Annotated in this window: 14 protein-coding genes; 8 read left to right on the forward strand and 6 right to left on the reverse strand. The window is 70.5% G+C overall.

The genetic code is table 11. The features are described from left to right. Window positions 1-8 precede the first annotated feature (8 nt). A complete protein-coding gene (locus ACVFYP_RS21825) occupies window positions 9-821 on the reverse strand; it encodes an IclR family transcriptional regulator (RefSeq protein WP_499202324.1) in 813 nt (270 codons plus the stop codon). Window positions 822-876: 55 nt separating this feature from the next. Between ACVFYP_RS21825 and speB the strand changes: the two genes are divergently transcribed. The 5 genes from speB (at window position 877) to ACVFYP_RS21850 (ending at window position 6,793) form a co-directional block, all read left to right on the forward strand. Continuing rightward, the gene (gene speB / locus ACVFYP_RS21830) at window positions 877-1,761 is read left to right on the forward strand and encodes an agmatinase (protein ID WP_499202325.1); all 885 of its coding nucleotides are present in this window, start codon (window positions 877-879) and stop codon (window positions 1,759-1,761) included. Between the two features lie 558 nt (window positions 1,762-2,319). Then, complete coding sequence (locus ACVFYP_RS21835; RefSeq protein WP_499202326.1) at window positions 2,320-3,540, forward strand: type III PLP-dependent enzyme; 1,221 nt, start codon at window positions 2,320-2,322, stop codon at window positions 3,538-3,540. A 59-nt stretch (window positions 3,541-3,599) separates the two neighbouring features. Then, on the forward strand, window positions 3,600-5,018 hold the full coding sequence (locus ACVFYP_RS21840; protein ID WP_499202327.1) for a homospermidine synthase: 1,419 nt from the start codon (window positions 3,600-3,602) through the stop codon (window positions 5,016-5,018). Between the two features lie 49 nt (window positions 5,019-5,067). Further along, entirely contained in the window at window positions 5,068-5,955 is an 888-nt protein-coding gene (locus tag ACVFYP_RS21845; RefSeq protein WP_499202328.1) for an alpha/beta hydrolase family protein, read from the forward strand. Window positions 5,956-6,052: 97 nt separating this feature from the next. After that, window positions 6,053-6,793, forward strand: a complete 741-nt coding sequence (locus ACVFYP_RS21850; RefSeq protein WP_499202329.1) for a FadR/GntR family transcriptional regulator — start codon at window positions 6,053-6,055, stop codon at window positions 6,791-6,793. 2 nt (window positions 6,794-6,795) lie between these two features. On the opposite strand, the gene ACVFYP_RS21855 is transcribed toward ACVFYP_RS21850, so the two are convergent. The 5 genes from ACVFYP_RS21855 to ACVFYP_RS21875 all read right to left on the reverse strand — a co-directional run bounded on the left by ACVFYP_RS21855 (window position 6,796) and on the right by ACVFYP_RS21875 (window position 15,228). Beyond that, window positions 6,796-7,611, reverse strand: coding sequence for an aspartate/glutamate racemase family protein (locus ACVFYP_RS21855; protein ID WP_499202330.1), 816 nt, complete (start codon window positions 7,609-7,611; stop codon window positions 6,796-6,798). A gap of 40 nt (window positions 7,612-7,651) precedes the next feature. Next, on the reverse strand, window positions 7,652-8,530 hold the full coding sequence (locus ACVFYP_RS21860; RefSeq protein ID WP_499202331.1) for an endonuclease/exonuclease/phosphatase family protein: 879 nt from the start codon (window positions 8,528-8,530) through the stop codon (window positions 7,652-7,654). Between the two features lie 78 nt (window positions 8,531-8,608). Then, the gene (locus ACVFYP_RS21865) at window positions 8,609-9,478 is read right to left on the reverse strand and encodes a transglutaminase family protein (RefSeq protein WP_499202332.1); all 870 of its coding nucleotides are present in this window, start codon (window positions 9,476-9,478) and stop codon (window positions 8,609-8,611) included. After that, entirely contained in the window at window positions 9,479-11,905 is a 2,427-nt protein-coding gene (locus ACVFYP_RS21870; protein WP_499202333.1) for a circularly permuted type 2 ATP-grasp protein, read from the reverse strand. A 47-nt stretch (window positions 11,906-11,952) separates the two neighbouring features. Further along, on the reverse strand, window positions 11,953-15,228 hold the full coding sequence (locus ACVFYP_RS21875) for a transglutaminase family protein (RefSeq protein ID WP_499202334.1): 3,276 nt from the start codon (window positions 15,226-15,228) through the stop codon (window positions 11,953-11,955). 157 nt (window positions 15,229-15,385) lie between these two features. On the opposite strand from ACVFYP_RS21875, the gene ACVFYP_RS21880 reads away from it, so the two are divergent. From ACVFYP_RS21880 to ACVFYP_RS21890, 3 genes are read left to right on the forward strand one after another with little or no spacing between them, the layout of a single operon-like run. Beyond that, window positions 15,386-16,132: an SDR family oxidoreductase gene (locus ACVFYP_RS21880; protein ID WP_499202335.1), complete on the forward strand. Its 747-nt coding sequence runs from the start codon at window positions 15,386-15,388 to the stop codon at window positions 16,130-16,132. Window positions 16,133-16,138: 6 nt separating this feature from the next. Then, window positions 16,139-16,891, forward strand: a complete 753-nt coding sequence (locus ACVFYP_RS21885; RefSeq protein ID WP_499202336.1) for an SDR family NAD(P)-dependent oxidoreductase — start codon at window positions 16,139-16,141, stop codon at window positions 16,889-16,891. Window positions 16,892-16,908: 17 nt separating this feature from the next. Continuing rightward, on the forward strand, window positions 16,909-17,832 hold the full coding sequence (locus ACVFYP_RS21890) for a glucokinase (RefSeq protein ID WP_499202553.1): 924 nt from the start codon (window positions 16,909-16,911) through the stop codon (window positions 17,830-17,832). Window positions 17,833-17,924 lie beyond the last annotated feature (92 nt).

Raw genomic sequence — 17,924 nt, forward strand, 5'->3', positions numbered from 1 at the left:
CCGGCCGCTCAGGCGGGACGCGGCGCGCCGAGCCGCGTGCTGATCTCCGCGGCGGCCTCCCGCAAGGCGGCCAGCATCGCCGTATCGGGCGGGTCCGGCAGGAACTGCATCGAGCCAACCAGGCCAAGCGCCCCCACCATCCGGTCGCCGGCCGCGAAGATCGGCGTGGCGAGCCCATTGATGCCGAGCAGCGCCTCCTGCGTCGCCGTTTCCCAAAGCCGCGCCCGCACCAGCTCCAGCCTTGCCCGCAACTGCGCCGGGTCGGTCAGGGAATGCGGCGTCTGCGCCACCAGCGGTCCCGCCAGCACGCGTGCGAGCATATCCGCTGGGCCGAAGGCCAGGATGATGCGGCCCAAGGCGGAGGAATGCGCGGGCGGGCGGCTGCCGGGCGGGACGGAGATCAGCACCTTGTTCGGTGCCTCCAGCGCATGCACCACCAGCGGGTCTCCGCCGGTCGGCACGGCCAGCAGCACGGATTGCCCGACGGCGTCCCGCAGCCGGCGCATGGCGGGTTCCGCCACCCGCTTCAGGTCGAACTGCTCCCCCGCCGCGGCGCCGATCTGGGACATGCGCCAGGTCAGGTGGTAGCGCTCCGTCGCCTCCTCCTGCGCCACCAGCCCGGCCAGGCGCAGCGTCACCAGATGGCGATGGACCCTGCCCTTCGGTTCCGACAACTGGCGGGCGAGGTCGGAGACGCGCAGCGGGCCGCCAGCCAGCGCCATTGCCTCCAGCACCCGCACCGCCATGAGCACGGAGCGGACGGCCGCTGTGCCCTCCTCGGTCGCATCCTCCCCGGATGCCGCTTTTCTTGGGCTTGTCATTCCGGCCAGCCTGCGGCCCAAGGGGTGGCGCTGTCCATCCCCACAGGAGTCCGCCATGGCCGGAACGCCCACCTATGCCACCCCGCCCGGCTTCATGGGCGTCACGCGGCGTGACTCCGCGGGCGGCATCGCCATCGCCGGCATCCCAATGGATATCGGCACCACCAACCGCGCCGGCACGCGGGACGGGCCGCGGGCGATCCGGGCCGCATCGCGCATGCTGGTGGATGGCGCGCATCCGGGCAGCTGGGTGGACCCGGCGGCGCTGCCCCTGGCCGATATCGGCGATTTCGATCTGGCGCTGGGCGATATCCAGGGCAGCCTGGCGCGGATCGAGGAGCAGGCGGCGGCGATCGACCATCTGGTCGCGCTGGGCGGCGAGCATGGCGTGACCCTGCCGCTGCTGCGGGCGCTTCGGAAGAAGCTGGGCGCCCCGCTCGGCCTGCTGGTCTTTGACGCGCATGTCGACACCTGGGCCGATAATTTCGGCCAGGCCTATGCGCATGGCTCGGTCTTCTACCACGCGATCAATGAGGGTCTGGTGGATCCGAAGCGGATGATTCAGCTCGGCATCCGGTCCCCGGTGCAGCGGGAGGTCTGGGACTGGACGCTGACGCAGGGCGTGACGGTGGTGACAGCACAGCAATTCCATGAGGCCGGGCCGCAAGCCGTGGCGGCTCAGGCGCGGCAGGTGCTGGGCGCCGCCCCTGCCTATCTGTCCTTCGACATCGACGCGCTGGACCCCGCCTTCGCCCCCGGCACCGGCACGCCGGAGATCGGCGGGCTGGCGAGTTGGCAGGCGCAGGCGGTGCTGCGGCGGCTCGGCGGCGTCGATTTCCGCGGCATGGATGTGGTTGAGGTGGCGCCCGCCTATGACCATGCCGAGATCACCGCGCTCGCCGCGGCCAGCGTGGTCTGGGAGTATCTCTGCCGCGGCTGAAACCCTTCCGGCCATTTGTGACAGTGGCCGGCTTTCCCACCGGGCCATTTTCAAAACCGCCAGAAAAAACCCTTGCATCCCGACGAGGTCGCCGCTATTTATCCGGCCGTGGCGAGGCACTGTTGCCTTGCCGCGCTGCCCTGACGCCATCGCACGTGCCGCGAGCCCCCGCCTTTCCGGGGCACAGCAACGACGGGACGCGTCCTTTGTTCACGCCGGTCCGCAAGGGCCGGAAGGTTCGAGGGAACCGCCTGTGTCGCCTGATCGCCGCCGCGCGAAGCCGGGATCTCTCCCGTACTGACCGCGTGACCGCGCCCGAAGCGCCGCATTCCGCCCGTCCAGGCCCGAGGGTCTGAGGCGCCGGTTCGCGACGCTTCCGCCGCCCGCGTCCCGTTCCCCACCGCAAGGTGGCGGGCGTGCCGTGCGCGGCGCCTCGGGGGTGCGCGCCGATCGGCCCCGGTTCCCTCCTTCCCGCCGCCGCGTCGCCCCAGGGGCTTTGACGCGGCGGCGGGCCAATTACCCGCGCTGTTCCAACCCTCCGGCCTCAGGGAGCCCGCCATGACCGTCCTTCGCTTCCGCGGCGCCACCGCACCGCTTCGCCGCCCCGCCACCCCTGCCCTGCCCGCCCATGTGGCCGGCGTGGTCGCGGCGCTGCGGCCGGAGGATCCGCTGCACTGCCTGCGGCCGGCGACCATCAGCGCGGCTGGTGCGACGTTCCAGGCGGCCTTCCCGGGCACCACCATGTATGCGGTGAAGTGCAACCCGGACCCCACGGTGCTGCGCGCGCTCTGGGCCGGTGGCCTGCGGCATTTCGACTGCGCCTCCGCCGGCGAAGTGCGCCTGGTGCGCAGCCTGTTCCCAGAGGCGGTGATCCACTTCATGCACCCGGTTAAGGCGCGCGGCGCGATCCATGAGGCCTATGCGACCCACGGCGTGCGCGACTTCGTGCTGGATTCCGCGGCGGAGCTGGCCAAGATCCTCGACGAGACGGGGGGTGAGGGCCTGAACCTCATCATCCGCCTCGGCCTGCCGAAGGGCAGCGCGGTCTATGACCTTTCCGGGAAATTCGGCGCGGAGCCGGCGGAAGCGGTGGCGCTGCTGCGCGCGGCGCGCTCCCATGCCGGAAAGCTCGGGGTGTCCTTCCATGTCGGCTCGCAATGCCTGGACCCGTCCGCCTATGCCAGCGCGATCGCGCTGGCGGCGTCCGTGATCCGGGAGGCGGGCGTGGCGGTGGACGTTCTGGATGTCGGCGGCGGCTTCCCCGTCGCCTATCCGGATGTCGTGCCGCCGCCGCTCTCGGCCTTCATGGACAGCATCGCCACGGCCTTTGCCGAGGCGGCGCTGCCGGGGGTGGAGATGTGGGCGGAGCCGGGCCGCGCCCTGGTGGCGGGCGGTGCCTCCATCGTCGTGCAGGTGCAGGCGCGGCGCGACGGGATGCTGTTCATCAATGACGGCGTCTATGGTGCGCTGTCCGATGCCGGCGTGCCGGGTTTCCGCTTCCCGGTGAAGCTGATCCGGCCCGGTTCCGCCAGCGAGGCGGCAACCATGCCCTTCAGCTTCTTCGGCCCCACCTGCGACACCGCGGACCGCATGGAAGGCCCCTTCCTGCTGCCGACCGATGTGGCAGAGGGCGACTGGATCGAGATCGGCCAGCTCGGGGCCTATGGCGCCTGCCTGCGCACTGGGTTCAACGGCATGGACCGTGCCGGCGTGGTGGAGGTGGCGGACCTGCCGCTGCTCGAAACACCGGGCTATGTGCAATCCGTGCAAGCGGCCTGAAACAGGGAGGCGGTATGAACCGCCTCCCACCCACCAAACTTGAACGGAGTGCCTCGACGATGAAGCATGCAGAATTTTCGGGCCGCCTTGTCATGCTGGGCTTCGGCTCCATCGGCCAGGGCGTGCTGCCGCTGATCCTGCGGCACATCGCCATCCCGGCCGAGCGCATCACCATCGTCACCGCGGAGACCCGCGGCGAGGAGGTGGCGGCCGAATACGGCATCCGCTTCATCCTGCAGGCGGCGACGCGCGAGAATTTTGCCGAGCTGCTGACGCCCCTGCTGGCGCCGGGCGACTTCCTTCTGAACCTGTCGGTGGACGTGTCCTCGGTCGAGTTGATGAAGCTGTGTCAGAAGCTCGACGTGCTGTATCTCGACACCGTCGTGGAGCCCTGGGCGGGCGGCTACACGGACACGTCGCTGACGCCCTCGCAGCGCTCCAACTATGCGATGCGGGAAGCGGCGATCGCGCTGCGTCCGGATTTCGTCGGCGGCCCCACCAGCATCACGGCGCATGGCGCGAACCCTGGTCTCGTCAGCCATTTCGTGAAGCAGGCGCTGCTGGACATCGCCCGCGACACCGGCGCGCCCATCGAGACGCCGCCGCCGGCTTCCGACCGCACCGCATGGGCGAAGATCGCCAGCGATCTCGGCGTGAAGGTGATCCATATCGCGGAGCGTGACACCCAGGTGGCCGACCGCCCGAAGAAGCCGGGCGAGTTCGTCAACACCTGGTCGGTCGATGGCTTTGTTGGTGAGGGCTGCCAGCCCGCCGAGCTCGGCTGGGGCAGCCACGAATCCGCGCTGCCGCCCGATGGCCATCGCCACGGCTTTGGCTGCGATGCGGCGATCTATCTGATGCGCCCCGGCGCCTCCACCCGCGTGCGCACATGGACGCCGCTGGAGGGGCCGATGCATGGCTTCCTCATCACCCACAATGAGAGCATCTCGCTGGCCGACTACTACACGCTGCGCGATGCCTCCGGCGCCGTGACCTACCGCCCTACGGCGCATTACGCCTACCACCCCTGCGACGACGCGGTGCTGTCGGTGCATGAGCTGGCCGGCAAGAACTGGCAGATGCAGCCGGAGAAGCGGCTGATGACGGATGAGATCACCCAGGGGATGGACGAGCTCGGCGTGCTGCTGATGGGCCATGCCAAGGGCGCCTATTGGTACGGTTCCCGCCTGACCATCGAGGAAGCGCGCCGCGCGGCGCCGCACAACAACGCCACCTCGCTTCAGGTGACGGCGGCCGTGCTGGCGGGCGTGATCTGGGCGATGGAGAATCCGCGCCAGGGCCTGGTGGAGTCGGACGAGATCGACCACGCCCGGGTTCTAGAGATCTGCGCGCCCTATCTGGGCGAGGTGGTCGGCGAATATTCCGACTGGACCCCGCTGCAGGACCGCGCGGTTCTGTTCCCCGAGGCGGTGGATCAGGCCGATCCTTGGCAATTCGCCAATTTCAGGGTGACCTGAGCTTTCAGCCGCGCCCTTCCCGGGCGCGGCATGGAAGGTCCGGTCCCGCATGAACCCGCCGCTCAGCCCCCTCGCCCAGGCTTTCGCCCAGCCCGGCCGAGTCGCGATCCCCTGGGCCGATGCCGAATCTGACCTGGCACGGCCGCTGACGCTGCATGGCTACCGCCCCGCGAATCACCGGCCGGAGAATCCGGTGGTGATCGTGCAGCACGGCATGCAGCGGAATGGCGACGACTATCGCGATTTCTGGGTGGCGGCGGCGGACCGGCATGGGCTGCTGATCGTCGCCCCCACCTACGGCAAGGCCGCCTGGCCGGAGGCCGAGTACTACAACAACGGCCAGGTGATCGCCGAGGATGGCAGCGTACGGCCTTGCGCCAGCTGGGGCTATAGCATCCCACGCCGGGTCTTCGCCGCCCTGCGGGAGGCCGGCGTCACCACCCGCGCCAAGGCGCATCTATTTGGCCATTCCGCCGGCGGCCAGTTCGGCCATCGCCTGATGTCCACCCAGCCGCATGACTGGCTGGAAGCCGCGACCATCGGCAATCCCGGCTGGTACACCCTGCCGACGCTCGACAAGCCTTTTCCCGAGGGCATGGGCGGCATCGGGCTCGGTGATGCGGAGGTTCTGGCCCTGCTCGCCTATCCCATGACCATCCTGGCGGGCGACCAGGACATTGCCACCGGCACCTCCCTGCCATCCACCCCCGCCGCGCTGGCGCAGGGGCCGCACCGCTTCGCCCGTGCCCATCACTATCTGGCGGCGGGCCAGGCGGAAGCGGCGCGGCGCGGCGTCGCCTGCAACTGGTCGCTGGTGCCGGTCGCCGGCGTCGGCCATGACGGGCGCGCCATGTCCGCGGTCGCCGCCGCGCTATGGTTCGAAGGGCGGCTGATCTCGGCGGCAGAGGCCGGCGTCTCCGCCGAAGGCGTCGCCTGACGGCGCGTTGACGCCGCGCGAGGCAGGTCCTAGGGTCATCGTATCATATGATGACCTATCCTGAACCGATCCATTCGCCCCTCCGGGCGCCCGCCCCATGATGCGCCGCGACATCGGCATGCCGCCGCTGCGCCCGGCCGCCAACCTGACTGGCGCTCTGGTGCACCGGCTGGCGGAGGAAATCCGCTCCGGCCGTCTCTCCCCCGGCGCACGTCTGCCCACCGAACAGGATCTGATGCGCGAGGCCGGCGTCAGCCGCACCGTGGTGCGGGAGGCTGTGGCGGCGCTGCGGGCGGAAGGGCTGGTCTTCACTCGTCAGGGCGTCGGCGCCTTCGTCACCGAACGCCCCGGAGAGGGCATCTTCCGCCTGACCCCGAGCGAGGCCGAGGGGCTGCAACAGGTCATCCAGGTGCTGGAGCTGCGCCTGGCGCTGGAGGTGGAGGCCGCGGGCCTTGCCGCCGAACGCCGCAGCCCCGCCGCCCTGGCCGCGATCGGGGAGGCGGAGGCGGTGTTCGATGCCGCCGTGGCCGCCGGCGGCGATGCGGCGGAGGCCGATTTCGCCCTGCACCGCGCCATCTTCATGGCCACGGGCAATCCGCATTTCCTGCGCTTCCTGGAAGTGCTCGGCCGCCACGCCATCCCGCGCCGGGCGCTCGGCCTGGTGGAGCGCAGCGAGGCGGAGCGGAAGCAGTATCTGGCCCAGGTGCGCGGCGAGCACCGGCTGGTGGCCCAGGCGATCGAGGCCAGTGACCCGGCCGCCGCCCGCGCCGCCATGCGGCAACATCTGGAAGCGGCACGCGAACGCTATCGGCGGCTGGCGGCCCAAGCCGCCGCCTAAGGCTATTCCGCCGCCGCCACCACGCAGACCGGACAGTCAGGCTCCACCCCCGCCACCGGCGCGATCATCCGGCGCAGCAGGTCGAGGCTTGCCGGGCGGGGTGCGCCCTGGCCGCGACGGCCGGCGCGCAGGCCGAGGCTGGCCTGCATCTCGGCGGTCTTCACGGCGATGGCGAGCGGATTGACCACAGGGATCTCGATGCGGGCGGCGATGCGCTCCGCGATCGGCGACATGCAGGTGCAGCCGAGCAGGATGGCGTCGATGTCGTCCTCCGCCATCGCCGCCTCGCATTGCGCGACGATGCGGTCGAGAATGGCCTGCTGGCCGGTCTGCATCTCCCGCAGGAAGCCATCCGGCCGGCCCTCGCCGGCCAGCAGCTCGGCGGTGCCGACATTGCGGATGCGGATGCAATGGGCGGCGGCGCCATACGCCTCCAGCATCCGGCGCGGCATGAAATTGGTTGTCTCCGGCCAGACGGTGACGATGGAAAAGCGCGGGCCGAGGCTCGGCATGAAGCGCAGGCTGGATTCCGCCGCGCCCACCACCGGCAGTTCCACCGCCGATTTCAGCGCCGCCAGCCCGTAATCGGAGAGCGAGTTCAGCACCAATGCATGGCAGCCCTGGCTGGCGGCCGTCAGCCCCGCCTCCAGATAGCTCAGCGCCTGCATGGCATATTCGACCTCGGTATGGGCGAAGACCGGCAGGCGGGCGGGATAGGCCTGCACGACTGTCTTGGGCGCCACCACCGCGCGGATTTCGGCGGGGCCGCCGAGCCCCGCCACCATGGATTGCGCCGCCCCAACCAGACCGATCTTCATCGCCCCGCCTCCTTCATCCGAAGGCGGAGCCTACATGGATTCAGCCGAAATCCATCTCCAGGAAGATCGGCAGATGGTCGCTGCCCTTGGCGTCCGTGTCGATGCGGGCGGCGCGGAACGCCGGCACCAGCGACGGGTGCAGGAAGGCGTAGTCGATCCGCGCGCCCTCCTCCCCCTGCCATTCCGCCAGCGTGTAGCCGGATAGTTCGGCGTTCCCGGCCAGCACCCAGGAATCGGCGAACTGGCCGCGCACGGCGACGCGGCCGCGGCGGCGCGTCGGGTCGCCCACCAGCAGCGGGTATTCGGGGCCGTCCGGGCGCAGGTTGAAGTCGCCGAACAGGATGCAGGGCTCGGGCGGGGCGGGCTCGGCCCAGCCCTCCGTCCAGTCATTGTCGCGGCCATTGGCCCAGGCCATGCCGTCGCGCGGCGCGCTGGCCACCATCGCCTTCAAGGCCTGCACCTGCGGGATGCGCGTGCCCGGCGTCAGATGCGACAGATGGATGGAATAGACGCGGATCGGCCCACTTGGCAGGTCGATCACCGCCTCCACCGCGCAGCGCTGCACATCCTGCTCCGCCGCCGGCGGCAGGAAGGGCAGAGGCAGAGTGCGGGTGGAGCGGATCGGGAAACGGGAGAACACCGCATTGCCGAAGCGCCGCCGCCGATTCACCAGGCGGCCGCTGCCATCGCGAAAGCTGGCGTCCACGTCATAGGTGGCGCCGAAGACCATGTGGCGGTCCAGCCGCTCGGCGAACCAGGCGGCCTGGTCCACGAAATCGTTGCGCGCGAAGCCGGTGGCGACTTCCTGCATGGCGATGACATCGGCGGATTCGACCTCCCGCGCGATGCGCTCCAGGTCATACAGGCCGTCCTGGCCCTTGCCGTATTGGATGTTGTAGCTGGCGAAGGTGGTGGTCACGGGCGGTTCCCTGTCGGCAGGGGGCGGAAACTGCCGCCGTGGCCTACGCCGCGTCGAGGGTCGGAATGATGACAGTCGTCACTCCGCGATCAGATCCACCCCCACCGTCAGCTTCTGTCGCCCGCCGCCCAGCAGAATCCCCGTCACCGGGCTGACATCGCCAAAATCGCGCCCCCAGCCGAGCAGCAGATGCTCATCCGAGACCACCAGGTCATTGGTCGGGTCCAGGTCCACCCAGCCATGATGCGGCCCCATCCAGGCGCCGACCCAGGCATGGCTCTGATCCGCCCCCTGCCGGCGTTTTTGGCCCGGCGGCGGGCGGGTGCGGACATAGCCAGAGACGTAGCGCGCCGGCAGGCCCAGAGCCCGCAGCCCGGCGATCATCAGATGCGCAAAGTCCTGGCAGACCCCCGCGCGCAGGGCCAGCACCTGGCTAACGGGGGTGGAGATGGTGGTGACGCCGGCCTTGAAGGCGAAGTCCCGGCGGATGCGCGCACACAGCTCCCGCAGCCCGGCCATGATCGGCCGGCCGGGCGGGAAGCTCTCGGCGGCATAGAGGCCGGCGGCGTGCTCGGCCGGCGCCATGGCGCTGGGCAGGGCGAATTCCGCCGCCTCCCAGCCCTCCGGGCGCAGGGCGGCGGCGCGCACCTCCTCCCAGGGCAGGGTCTCGGCGGCAGGGGGCGGGGGTGCGAAATCCACCTCCACCTCCGCCTCCAGCGTCACCTCGAAGGCGTCATGCGGCGTGCCCAGGAACAGCCAGGTGACGCCATTGCCGAAATGGTCATGGCCGTCCCGGCGCTGGCCCTCGGCCGGCAGCACGGTGATGCCGGCCTGACGCACCACCTGCCCCGGCACCACGCGCGGCGACAGGTGCAGAAGGTGCGAGGCCAGATCGACCGAGCGGCCGTAGCGATAGGCGGTGCGATGCGACAGCGAATAGCGCGTCATCTAGTCGGAGTTTCCGGATTCACTCTCGCCCAGCGCATGGGTGCGGACATGGCTGACATAGCGCCGCGCGACCGCGTCGGACAGGGCCGCCGTTTCCGCCTCCAGCGCATGCAGCGCCGCCGGCAACGCGGCCGTCGCCGCGTCCCGGTCCACGGCCACCAGCACCGCATCCACCAGGGCCTGCGGCCGGGCGGCGAGGCTGGCGGCAGTGGCGGCCAGCAGATCCTCCGGCCCGCCAATCTCGGCCAGCCGTTCGGACACGGCCGAAAGCTGATAGCCCAGAGCGCGGGGATTGCCCGGATCGGCCAGGACCAGATCCAGCACCGGCGCCGGCTGCACCGCCGCCAGGTAGCGGGCACGATAGGTCAGCGCGCTGTCGCACAGCTCCAGCGCCAGGCGCAGCCCCGCCTCCAGCCTTGCCGGCGGCTGATCCAGCGCATGGGCCAGGTTGCGCGCCGTCGCCGTCGCACGCTCGATCCGCCGGCCGAGATCGAGGAACATCCAGGCGCCGCCGCGCACCATGTTCTCCGCCGCGATGCCAGACAGGGCGGTGCAGAAGCGGATGATGGCGGTGACGGATTGCGAGAGCGCATCCACCCCCTGCGTCCCCAGCTTCAGCCGGGCGCGGCCTTCCTGGCTGAGATGCGCGAAGGCCGCCCACATGTCATGGGTCAGCCGGTCCCGCACCGCCACCTGCGGCCGCTCCACCGCCTCCAGCAGCCCGAGCAGCGCGCCACCCGGCCCGGCGGCGGCACGCAGCGCGCGCGGCAGGGCGGTGCCATCGGCCGGGCTGGCGGCGGCCTCCGCCTCGATCAGGCCGGCGGCGTGCAGGCAACGGGCCAAGGCGCGCACTTCCGCGATCTCGCGCGGCATGGCGGCGCCGCGCAGCAGGCGTGCCAGCAGGGACCGCATCAGCCGGGCCGCGGAATCCAGCCGTTCGACATAGCGACCCAGCCAGTAGAGGTCATCCGCCACCCGGCTCGGCAGGTCGCCGGAGGCGCGGCGGATGGCCAGCGGGGCGCCACGGGGCGCGGCCGGGCCAACGATATCGTCGGCATCCTCCGCCAGCACCCAGACATCCTTGGCCGAGCCTCGGCGCGGCGGCGGGCCGGCGATCGGGCCACTGCCCTCCAGCACATGGGCGAGGCCGCCGGGCATGGCCTGCCAGTTCCCCATCGCGTCGCGGGCCAGGAACATGCGCAGCACCACCGGCGCCGGCTCCAGCCCCTCCCCCACCAGCTGCGGCGCGCCGGAAGGTGGCAGCGGACGCGTAGCGGCGAACATCCAGGGGGCGGCGGTGCCCTTGTCGGAGAACACTTCCAGCGCGCCCAGCGGCACCGGCGGGCCGGGTTCGAAAGCGGAGCGCAGGCGCCAGGCCTCCGGCGCCGCCAGCACCCGGGCGCGGGAGTCCGCGTCCCCCATCCACAGGGTCTCCAGCCCCTGCAATTCCAGCTCCTCATGCAGCAAGGCGCGGGCGCAGGCGGGCAGATAGGGCGCGGCGCCCGGCATTTCGGTCAGCATGGAGCCGGGCGCGTTCACCAGCCGCACGGCGCCGTCCCGCATGGTCTGCATCAGGCCCGGCACGCCGCCGCCGCCGTCGAATTCCAGAGGATCGGACATTTCCCCCTTCACCCGCCGCAGGATCACATCCACCCGGCGCAGGCCGCGCAGGGTCTTCAGGAAAACCTGGCCCTCCCGCACCGTCAGGTCGCCGGTCTCGACCAGCTCCAGGCCGAGTTCGCGCGACAGGAACAGATGCTCCAGCCAGGTTTCCTGCTTGGCGCCCGGCGTCAGCAAGGCGAGGCGCGGATTGTCCACGCCAGCCGGCGCCAGGCTTTGCAGCGCGTCCAGCCAGGTGTCGAAGAAGGGCCGCAGCGAACGCACCTGCACCGCGCGGAAGGCTTCGGGCAGCACGCGGGCCAGCAGGTTGCGGTTTTCCGCCGCGAAGCCCACGCCATTGGCGCCGCCGCAGCGATCCGCCAGCACGCGCCACACGCCATCTGGCCCGCGCAGCAGATCGGCGCCGTAGAAGGTCAGGCGGGGGAAACCGACCGGCGCGGGCGCCCGGCAGGGGCGCAGGAAATGCGGATTGCCGAAGACCAGCGTCGCCGGCAGCACGCCCTCCGCCAGCAGGCTCTGCGAGCCATAGAGGTCGTCCAGCATCGCCGCCATAAGCCGCGCGCGCTGGGCGAGGCCGGATTGCAGCATGGCGAATTCGCGGGCGGAGAGCACCAGCGGCACCGGGTCGCAGCGCCAGGGGCGGCGGGTGCGGGTGGCGCTGTCCGCCAGCACGGTCGCCACCCCCTCCTCCTCAAAGGCGCGTTCGAGCCGTCGGCCACGCTCGGCGACCGCCGGGTAGCCGAGGGACGAAAAGGCGCCGAGCAGGCCGCGCCAATGCGGCCGGACCTGGCCCCGGCCATCCACCATCTCGTCCAGTTGCGGGGGGGTATTCTCCGCCTGTCCCGGTGCGTCGGTCAGGATATGCGCCTCAGATCCAGGGTTCGCGGCGTGGCGCGGGACGGCGCGCTGCGCGGTGCGGGCATGGGACCGGGCGTATGGCCGAAGGGCTGGAACAGCGTGCGCCGCCGAGCCTCCGCCTCATTCGCATTGACCGGGAAGGTCTGGTAGTTGCGGCCGCCCGGATGCGCGACATGGTGCTGGCAGCCGCCGAGGCTGCGGCCGGTCCAGCTATCCCAGATATCGAAGGTCAGCGGCGCCTGGGCGCGCACGGTGGGGTGCAGGGCGCTGGGTGGCGCCCAGGCCTTGAAGCGCACGCCGGCGACATATTCACCCTCCGTCCCCGTCGGCGTCAGCGGCACGGCGGCGCCGTTGCAGGCCAGGACGAAGCGTTCCTCCACCCAACCGGTGACGCGGGTCTGCAGGCGCTCCACGCTGCTGTCGACATAGCGGGTGGTGCCGCCGGCGGTGGCTTCCTCGCCGAGCACATGCCAGGGCTCCAGCGCATTGCGCAGTTCCAGCTCCATGCCCCGCACGGCGATCTCGCCGACCTTGGGGAAGCGGAATTCGAAATGCGGCTCGAACCACTCGGCGTCCACCGGATAGCCCAGTGCCCGCACCTCCTCGATGACCTCGCCAAAATCCTGGCGGGCATGGTGGTGCAGCATGAAGTCGTCATGCAGGCGGGTGCCCCATTTGATGAGCTTCCGCTCATAGGGGCGCTGCCAGAAGCCGGCGACCAAAGCGCGCAGCAGCAATTGCTGGGCGAGCGACATGCGCCAATGCGGCTGCATCTCGAAGCCGCGGAACTCCACCAGGCCGAGGCGGCCCCCGGCGCGGCCCGGATCATACATCTTGTCGATGCAGAACTCGGTCCGGTGCGTGTTGCCGGTCATATCGACCAGCAGATTCCGAAAAATGCGGTCGGTGAGCCAGGGCGGCACATCCGTGCCCATCGGTGGCACCTGGGCCAGCGCCGTCTCCAGCTCATGCACCGCATCGCCGCGCGCCTCATCCACGCGGGGATGCTGGCTGGTCGGGCCGATGAACATGCCGCTGAACAGGTAGGAGAGCGACGGGTGGTTGTGCCAGAAGCCGACCAGCGACTTCAGCAGGTCCGGCCGGCGCAGGAAGGGGCTGTCGGTCGGCGTCGCCGCGCCCATCACCATGTGGTTGCCGCCGCCGGTGCCGACGTGGCGGCCATCCAGCATGAACTTCTCGGCGGCCAGCCCGATCTGGCGGGCTTCCTCATACAGCGTCTCGGTGCGCGCGCTGGTCTCGGCCCAGCTGGCGGAGGGGTGGATGTTCACCTCGATCACGCCCGGGTCGGGGGTGACGGAGAAGTTCAGCAGGCGCGGATCATGCGGCGGCAGATAGCCTTCCAGGAAGATCTTGCGCCCGGTCTCCCGCGCCGTCGCCTCGATGGCGGCGACCAGGTCCAGCCAGTCCTGCACCACGGCCAGCGGCGGCAGGAAGATGTGGATCAGGCCGCCGCGGGGTTCGACGCAGAGCGCGGTGCGGACCACGCCCGGCTCCTCCTTCCCCGGCTCCGGCACCGGCTGTTCGACGATGCGGGCACGCGCCGGACCTTCCTGACGCGGGCGCAGCGGCTCGCGGCGGGCGAAGGGATCTGGCTCCGGCTCGGCCTCGATGGACTCCTCGGAAGCCCAAGGCAGGCTGTCCAGCGGCAGGCGAAAGCCCATGGGGCTGTCGCCGGGCACCAGCAGCAGCTCGCCATCGCGGAAGGACCATTTGCCGGATTCCCAGGCGCGATCCTCCCCCACGCCCGCGCGGCGCAGCGGCAGGACGGAGCCAACCTCGGCGGCCAGGCCCTGGCTGAACAGCCGGGCGAGACGCGCGCGTTTCAGCGGGTCCTTCAGCTTGGCATCCTCGGCCACGACATTGGCCGGGAGCATCTTCTCCTTCCACAGGTAGTAGAGAACATCCTCCCGCGCCGGGATGCGCAGCGCGGGGTCGAGGCCGAGGCGGCTGGCCAGGGTCGCGGCGAAGGTCGCGGCGTCCTCAGGCGTGGCGGTGTCGCTGTCCTCGTCGCTGGCGAGCAAGGCCGGGTCGGTCCAGACCGGCTCCCCATCCGCGCGCCAATGGCAATGCAGGCCCCAGCGCGGCAGCGGCTCCCCCGGATACCACTTGCCCTGCGCATAGGTCAGCGCCGCGCCCGGCGCCCAAAGGGGCTGCAGGCGGCGGATCAACTGGCCGGAGAGCTTGCGCTTGGTGGGACCCAGCGCGTCGGTGTTCCACTCCGCCGCCTCGCGGTCGCCATCGGCCACGAAGGTCGGCTCGCCACCCACGGTCAGGCGCACATCGCCGGCGGTGAGCGCCTCATCGACCTTGCCGCCGAGCGCCATGATCCGCGCCCAGTCCTCCTCGGTGTAGGGCTTGGTCACCCGCGGCGACTGCGCGACGCGGCGGACTTCCATGTGGAAGCCGAATTCGGTCTCCGCTTCATCCACCCCGCCGGTGATCGCCGCGGCGGAGGCGGGCTCCGGCGTCGCGGCCAGCGGGATATGGCCCTCCCCGGCCAGAAGGCCGGAGGTGGCGTCCAGGCCGATCCAGCCGGCGCCGGGGACATAGACCTCGCACCAGGCATGCAGGTCGGTGAAATCGACCGAGGTGCCGACCGGGCCGGTGACGGATTTCACATCCGGCACGAGCTGGATCAGGTACCCGGAGACGAAGCGGGCCGCGAAGCCAAGATGGCGCAGGATCTGCACCAGCAGCCAACCCGAATCGCGGCAGGACCCCTTGCGGTTCGCCAGCACTTCCTCCGGCGTCCAGACGCCGGGTTCCATGCGGACGATATAGGCGATCTCGGTGGACAGCTTCTGGTTGAGATCCACCAGGTAGTTCACGGTGCTCGGCGCTTCGCGCGGAATGCCCTTCAGATAGGCGTCCAGCAGCGGGCCCGGGGCGGTGACGCGGCGGAAGGGGGCGAGTTCCTGCGCCAGCACCGGGTCATAGGTGAAGGGGAAGCGCTCGGCCTCCGGTTCCACGAAGAAGTCGAAGGGGTTGATCGTGGCCATGTCGGCCAGCAGATCCACCGTGACGACAAATTCCCGCACCCGCTCCGGAAACACCACCCGGGCGATGAAATTGCCCTGCGGGTCCTGCACCCAGTTCAGGAAATGCGGCTTGGGCGAGATGTCCAGGGAATAGGACAGGATGGGCGTGCGGCAATGCGGCGCCGGCCGCAGGCGGATGAGCTGCGGCGACATGCCGACCAGTCGGTCGTAGCTGTAGCTGGTGCGATGCGTGAGCGCGGCGTGGATGCTCATGGGGCGTGGGGTGTCCGGCCGGGAGATTCACTCTCCGCTATCCCATCGGAACGGTCCGTGCCGCAAGGCCGCACATGGGATGCATGGGCCTCACGGGTGGACAGAACCGCCCCGGGCGCTCCACCCTGCTCATCCGATCGGCTGAGGGGGAACGCGAATGACACAGAAATACGCATTGGTGACGGGCGCCGGGTCCGGAGTGGGCCGCGCGGCCTCCATCGCGCTGGCGGCGGAGGGCTGGACCGTGGCCCTGCTCGGCCGCCGCAAGGACGCGCTGGAGGAGACCGCGGGCCTCTGTTCCGGGGGCGGAACCCTGGTGGTTCCCGCGGACGTGACCGACCCCGCCCAGATCGATGCCGCCTTCGCCACGATCGAAAAGGAATTCGGGCGGCTGGACCTGCTGTTCAACAATGCCGGGAACAACGTGCCCGGTACGCCGTTCGAGGAGCTGACGGCCGAACAGTGGTTCAAGGTGGTGAATGTCAATCTCAACGGCGTGTTCCTCTGCGCCCATGCGGCCTTCCGCATGATGGCGAAGCAGTCGCCGATGGGCGGGCGAATCATCAACAACGGCTCCATCAGCGCCCATGCGCCGCGGCCGGGCAGCGCGCCCTATACCGCCACCAAGCATGCAGTGACCGGCCTCACCAAGTCGATGAACCTGGATGGCCGCCGCTTCGACATCGCCGTTGGGCAGATCGACATCGGCAATGCCGCGACCCCGATGGCGGAACGCATGGCCAAGGGCGTGCCGCAGGCGGATTGGTCCATCAAGGCGGAGCCGCTGATGAAGGTCGATCACGTCGGCCGCGCCGTGGCGCAGATGGCCGCCTGGCCGCTGGAGACCAATGTGCTGACCATGACCATCATGGCCAGCAAGATGCCCTTCGTCGGCAGGGGGTGACATCCCATGAATAAGCTGGACCTTCAGGGCCGCGTCGCCATCGTCACCGGGGGCGCGCGCGGCATCGGCCTGGCCGTGGCGCGGCGCATGGTGGCCTCCGGTGCCGCTGTCTCCATCTGGGACGCCGACCCGGCCAAGGCCGAGGAAAGCCGCGCGGCGCTGGCCGCCGATGGTGCCGTCTCCGCCCAGGTGCTGGACCTGACGGATGAGCTGGCGGTGGCGGAGGCGGCAACCAAGACCGTCGCCGCCCATGGCAAGATCGACATCCTGGTCAACAATGCCGGCATCACCGGCGGCAATATGCCCGTCACCGAGATCCCCGCCGCGCAGTGGCGCCGGGTGGTGGAGGTGAACCTGACCGCGCCCTTCCTGGTCTGCCAGGCGGTGGTGCCGCATCTGGTGGCGAATGGCTGGGGCCGGGTGGTCAATGTGGCCTCCGTGGCAGGCAAGGAGGGCAACCCCAATGCCGCGCATTACTCCGCCAGCAAGGCCGGCCTGATCGGCCTGACCAAGTCGCTGGCGAAGGAGCTTGCGCAGAAGAACGTGCTGGTGAATTGCGTGACGCCGGCCGCCGCCAAGACCGACATCTTCAACCAGATGACGGAGGCCCATATCGCCTTCATGCTGTCCAAGATCCCGATGGGCCGCTTCGTGGAGGTGGAGGAGATCGCGGCGCTGATCTGCTGGCTGTCCTCGCCGGACTGCTCCTTCTCGACCGGCGCGGCCTTCGATATCAGCGGCGGGAGGGCGACGTTCTGAGGGCTCTCCTGGCGGATATCGGGGGCACCAACGCCCGCTTTGCTTTGCTGGAGCAGGGGCAGGTCAGCGCGCCCTGCATCCTGCCCGTGGCGGGCTATCCCACCGCGGAGGATGCCATGGCGGAGGCGCTGCGGCGCCTCAGTCCCACGGGCCCCATCGACCGCGCCGTGCTGGCGCTCGCGGGCCCGGTGCTGGAGGAGCCGGTGCGGCTGACCAATGCGGATTGGTCACTGTCCAGCACCGCTATTGCGACGCGCTTTGGCCTGTCCCGCGTGCGGCTGGTGAACGACTTCATGGCGCTGGCCCATGCGCTGCCGCATCTGGCCAACTCTGACCTGCATCGCATCGGCGGCGGCCATGCGGTGGCGACTGCGCCCATGCTGGTGCTGGGGCCTGGCACGGGGCTCGGCGCGGCCGGGCTGGTGCCGAGTTCCAGCGGCTTCATCGCGGTGCCGACCGAGGGCGGGCATATCGGCCTGGCGGCGGAGACGGCGCGGGAGGATGCGGTGATCGCGGGGCTGCGCGCGCGCTGCGGTCGTGCCGGGGCGGAACAGGCGCTGTCCGGCCGGGGCCTGGTCAACCTGCATGCCATCGTCGCCGAATTGCAGGGCGCCACAGTGCCGGAACGCGCCCCGCCCGCCATCCTCGACGCCGCCGGCACCTGCCCTGTGGCGGCGGAGACGGTGGCGCATTTCCTGGCCTTCCTCGCCGGCTTCGCCGGGGACATGGCGCTGGCTTGGGGTGCCCGGGGCGGCGTGTTTATCGCAGGCGGCATCCTGCCCCGCATGCTGCACCTGCTGGACGCGCCCCGATTCCGCGCGCAGTTCGAGGCCAAGCCGCCGATGCGCCATTGGATGGCGGATGTGCCTCTGGCGGTGGTGACGCATCCCGCCCCGGCCTTCGCGGGCCTCGCCGCTTTGGCGCGCTTAACGGCGGATTGACCGGCGGCCCCGCACAACCTGCGGGCGATCATCGCAGCTTGTTTTTCATTTGGCGCCCCGATCAATTTGCTGCAAAGCCACGCGGTGGCGAT

The organism is Roseomonas sp. F4, assembly GCF_053891155.1.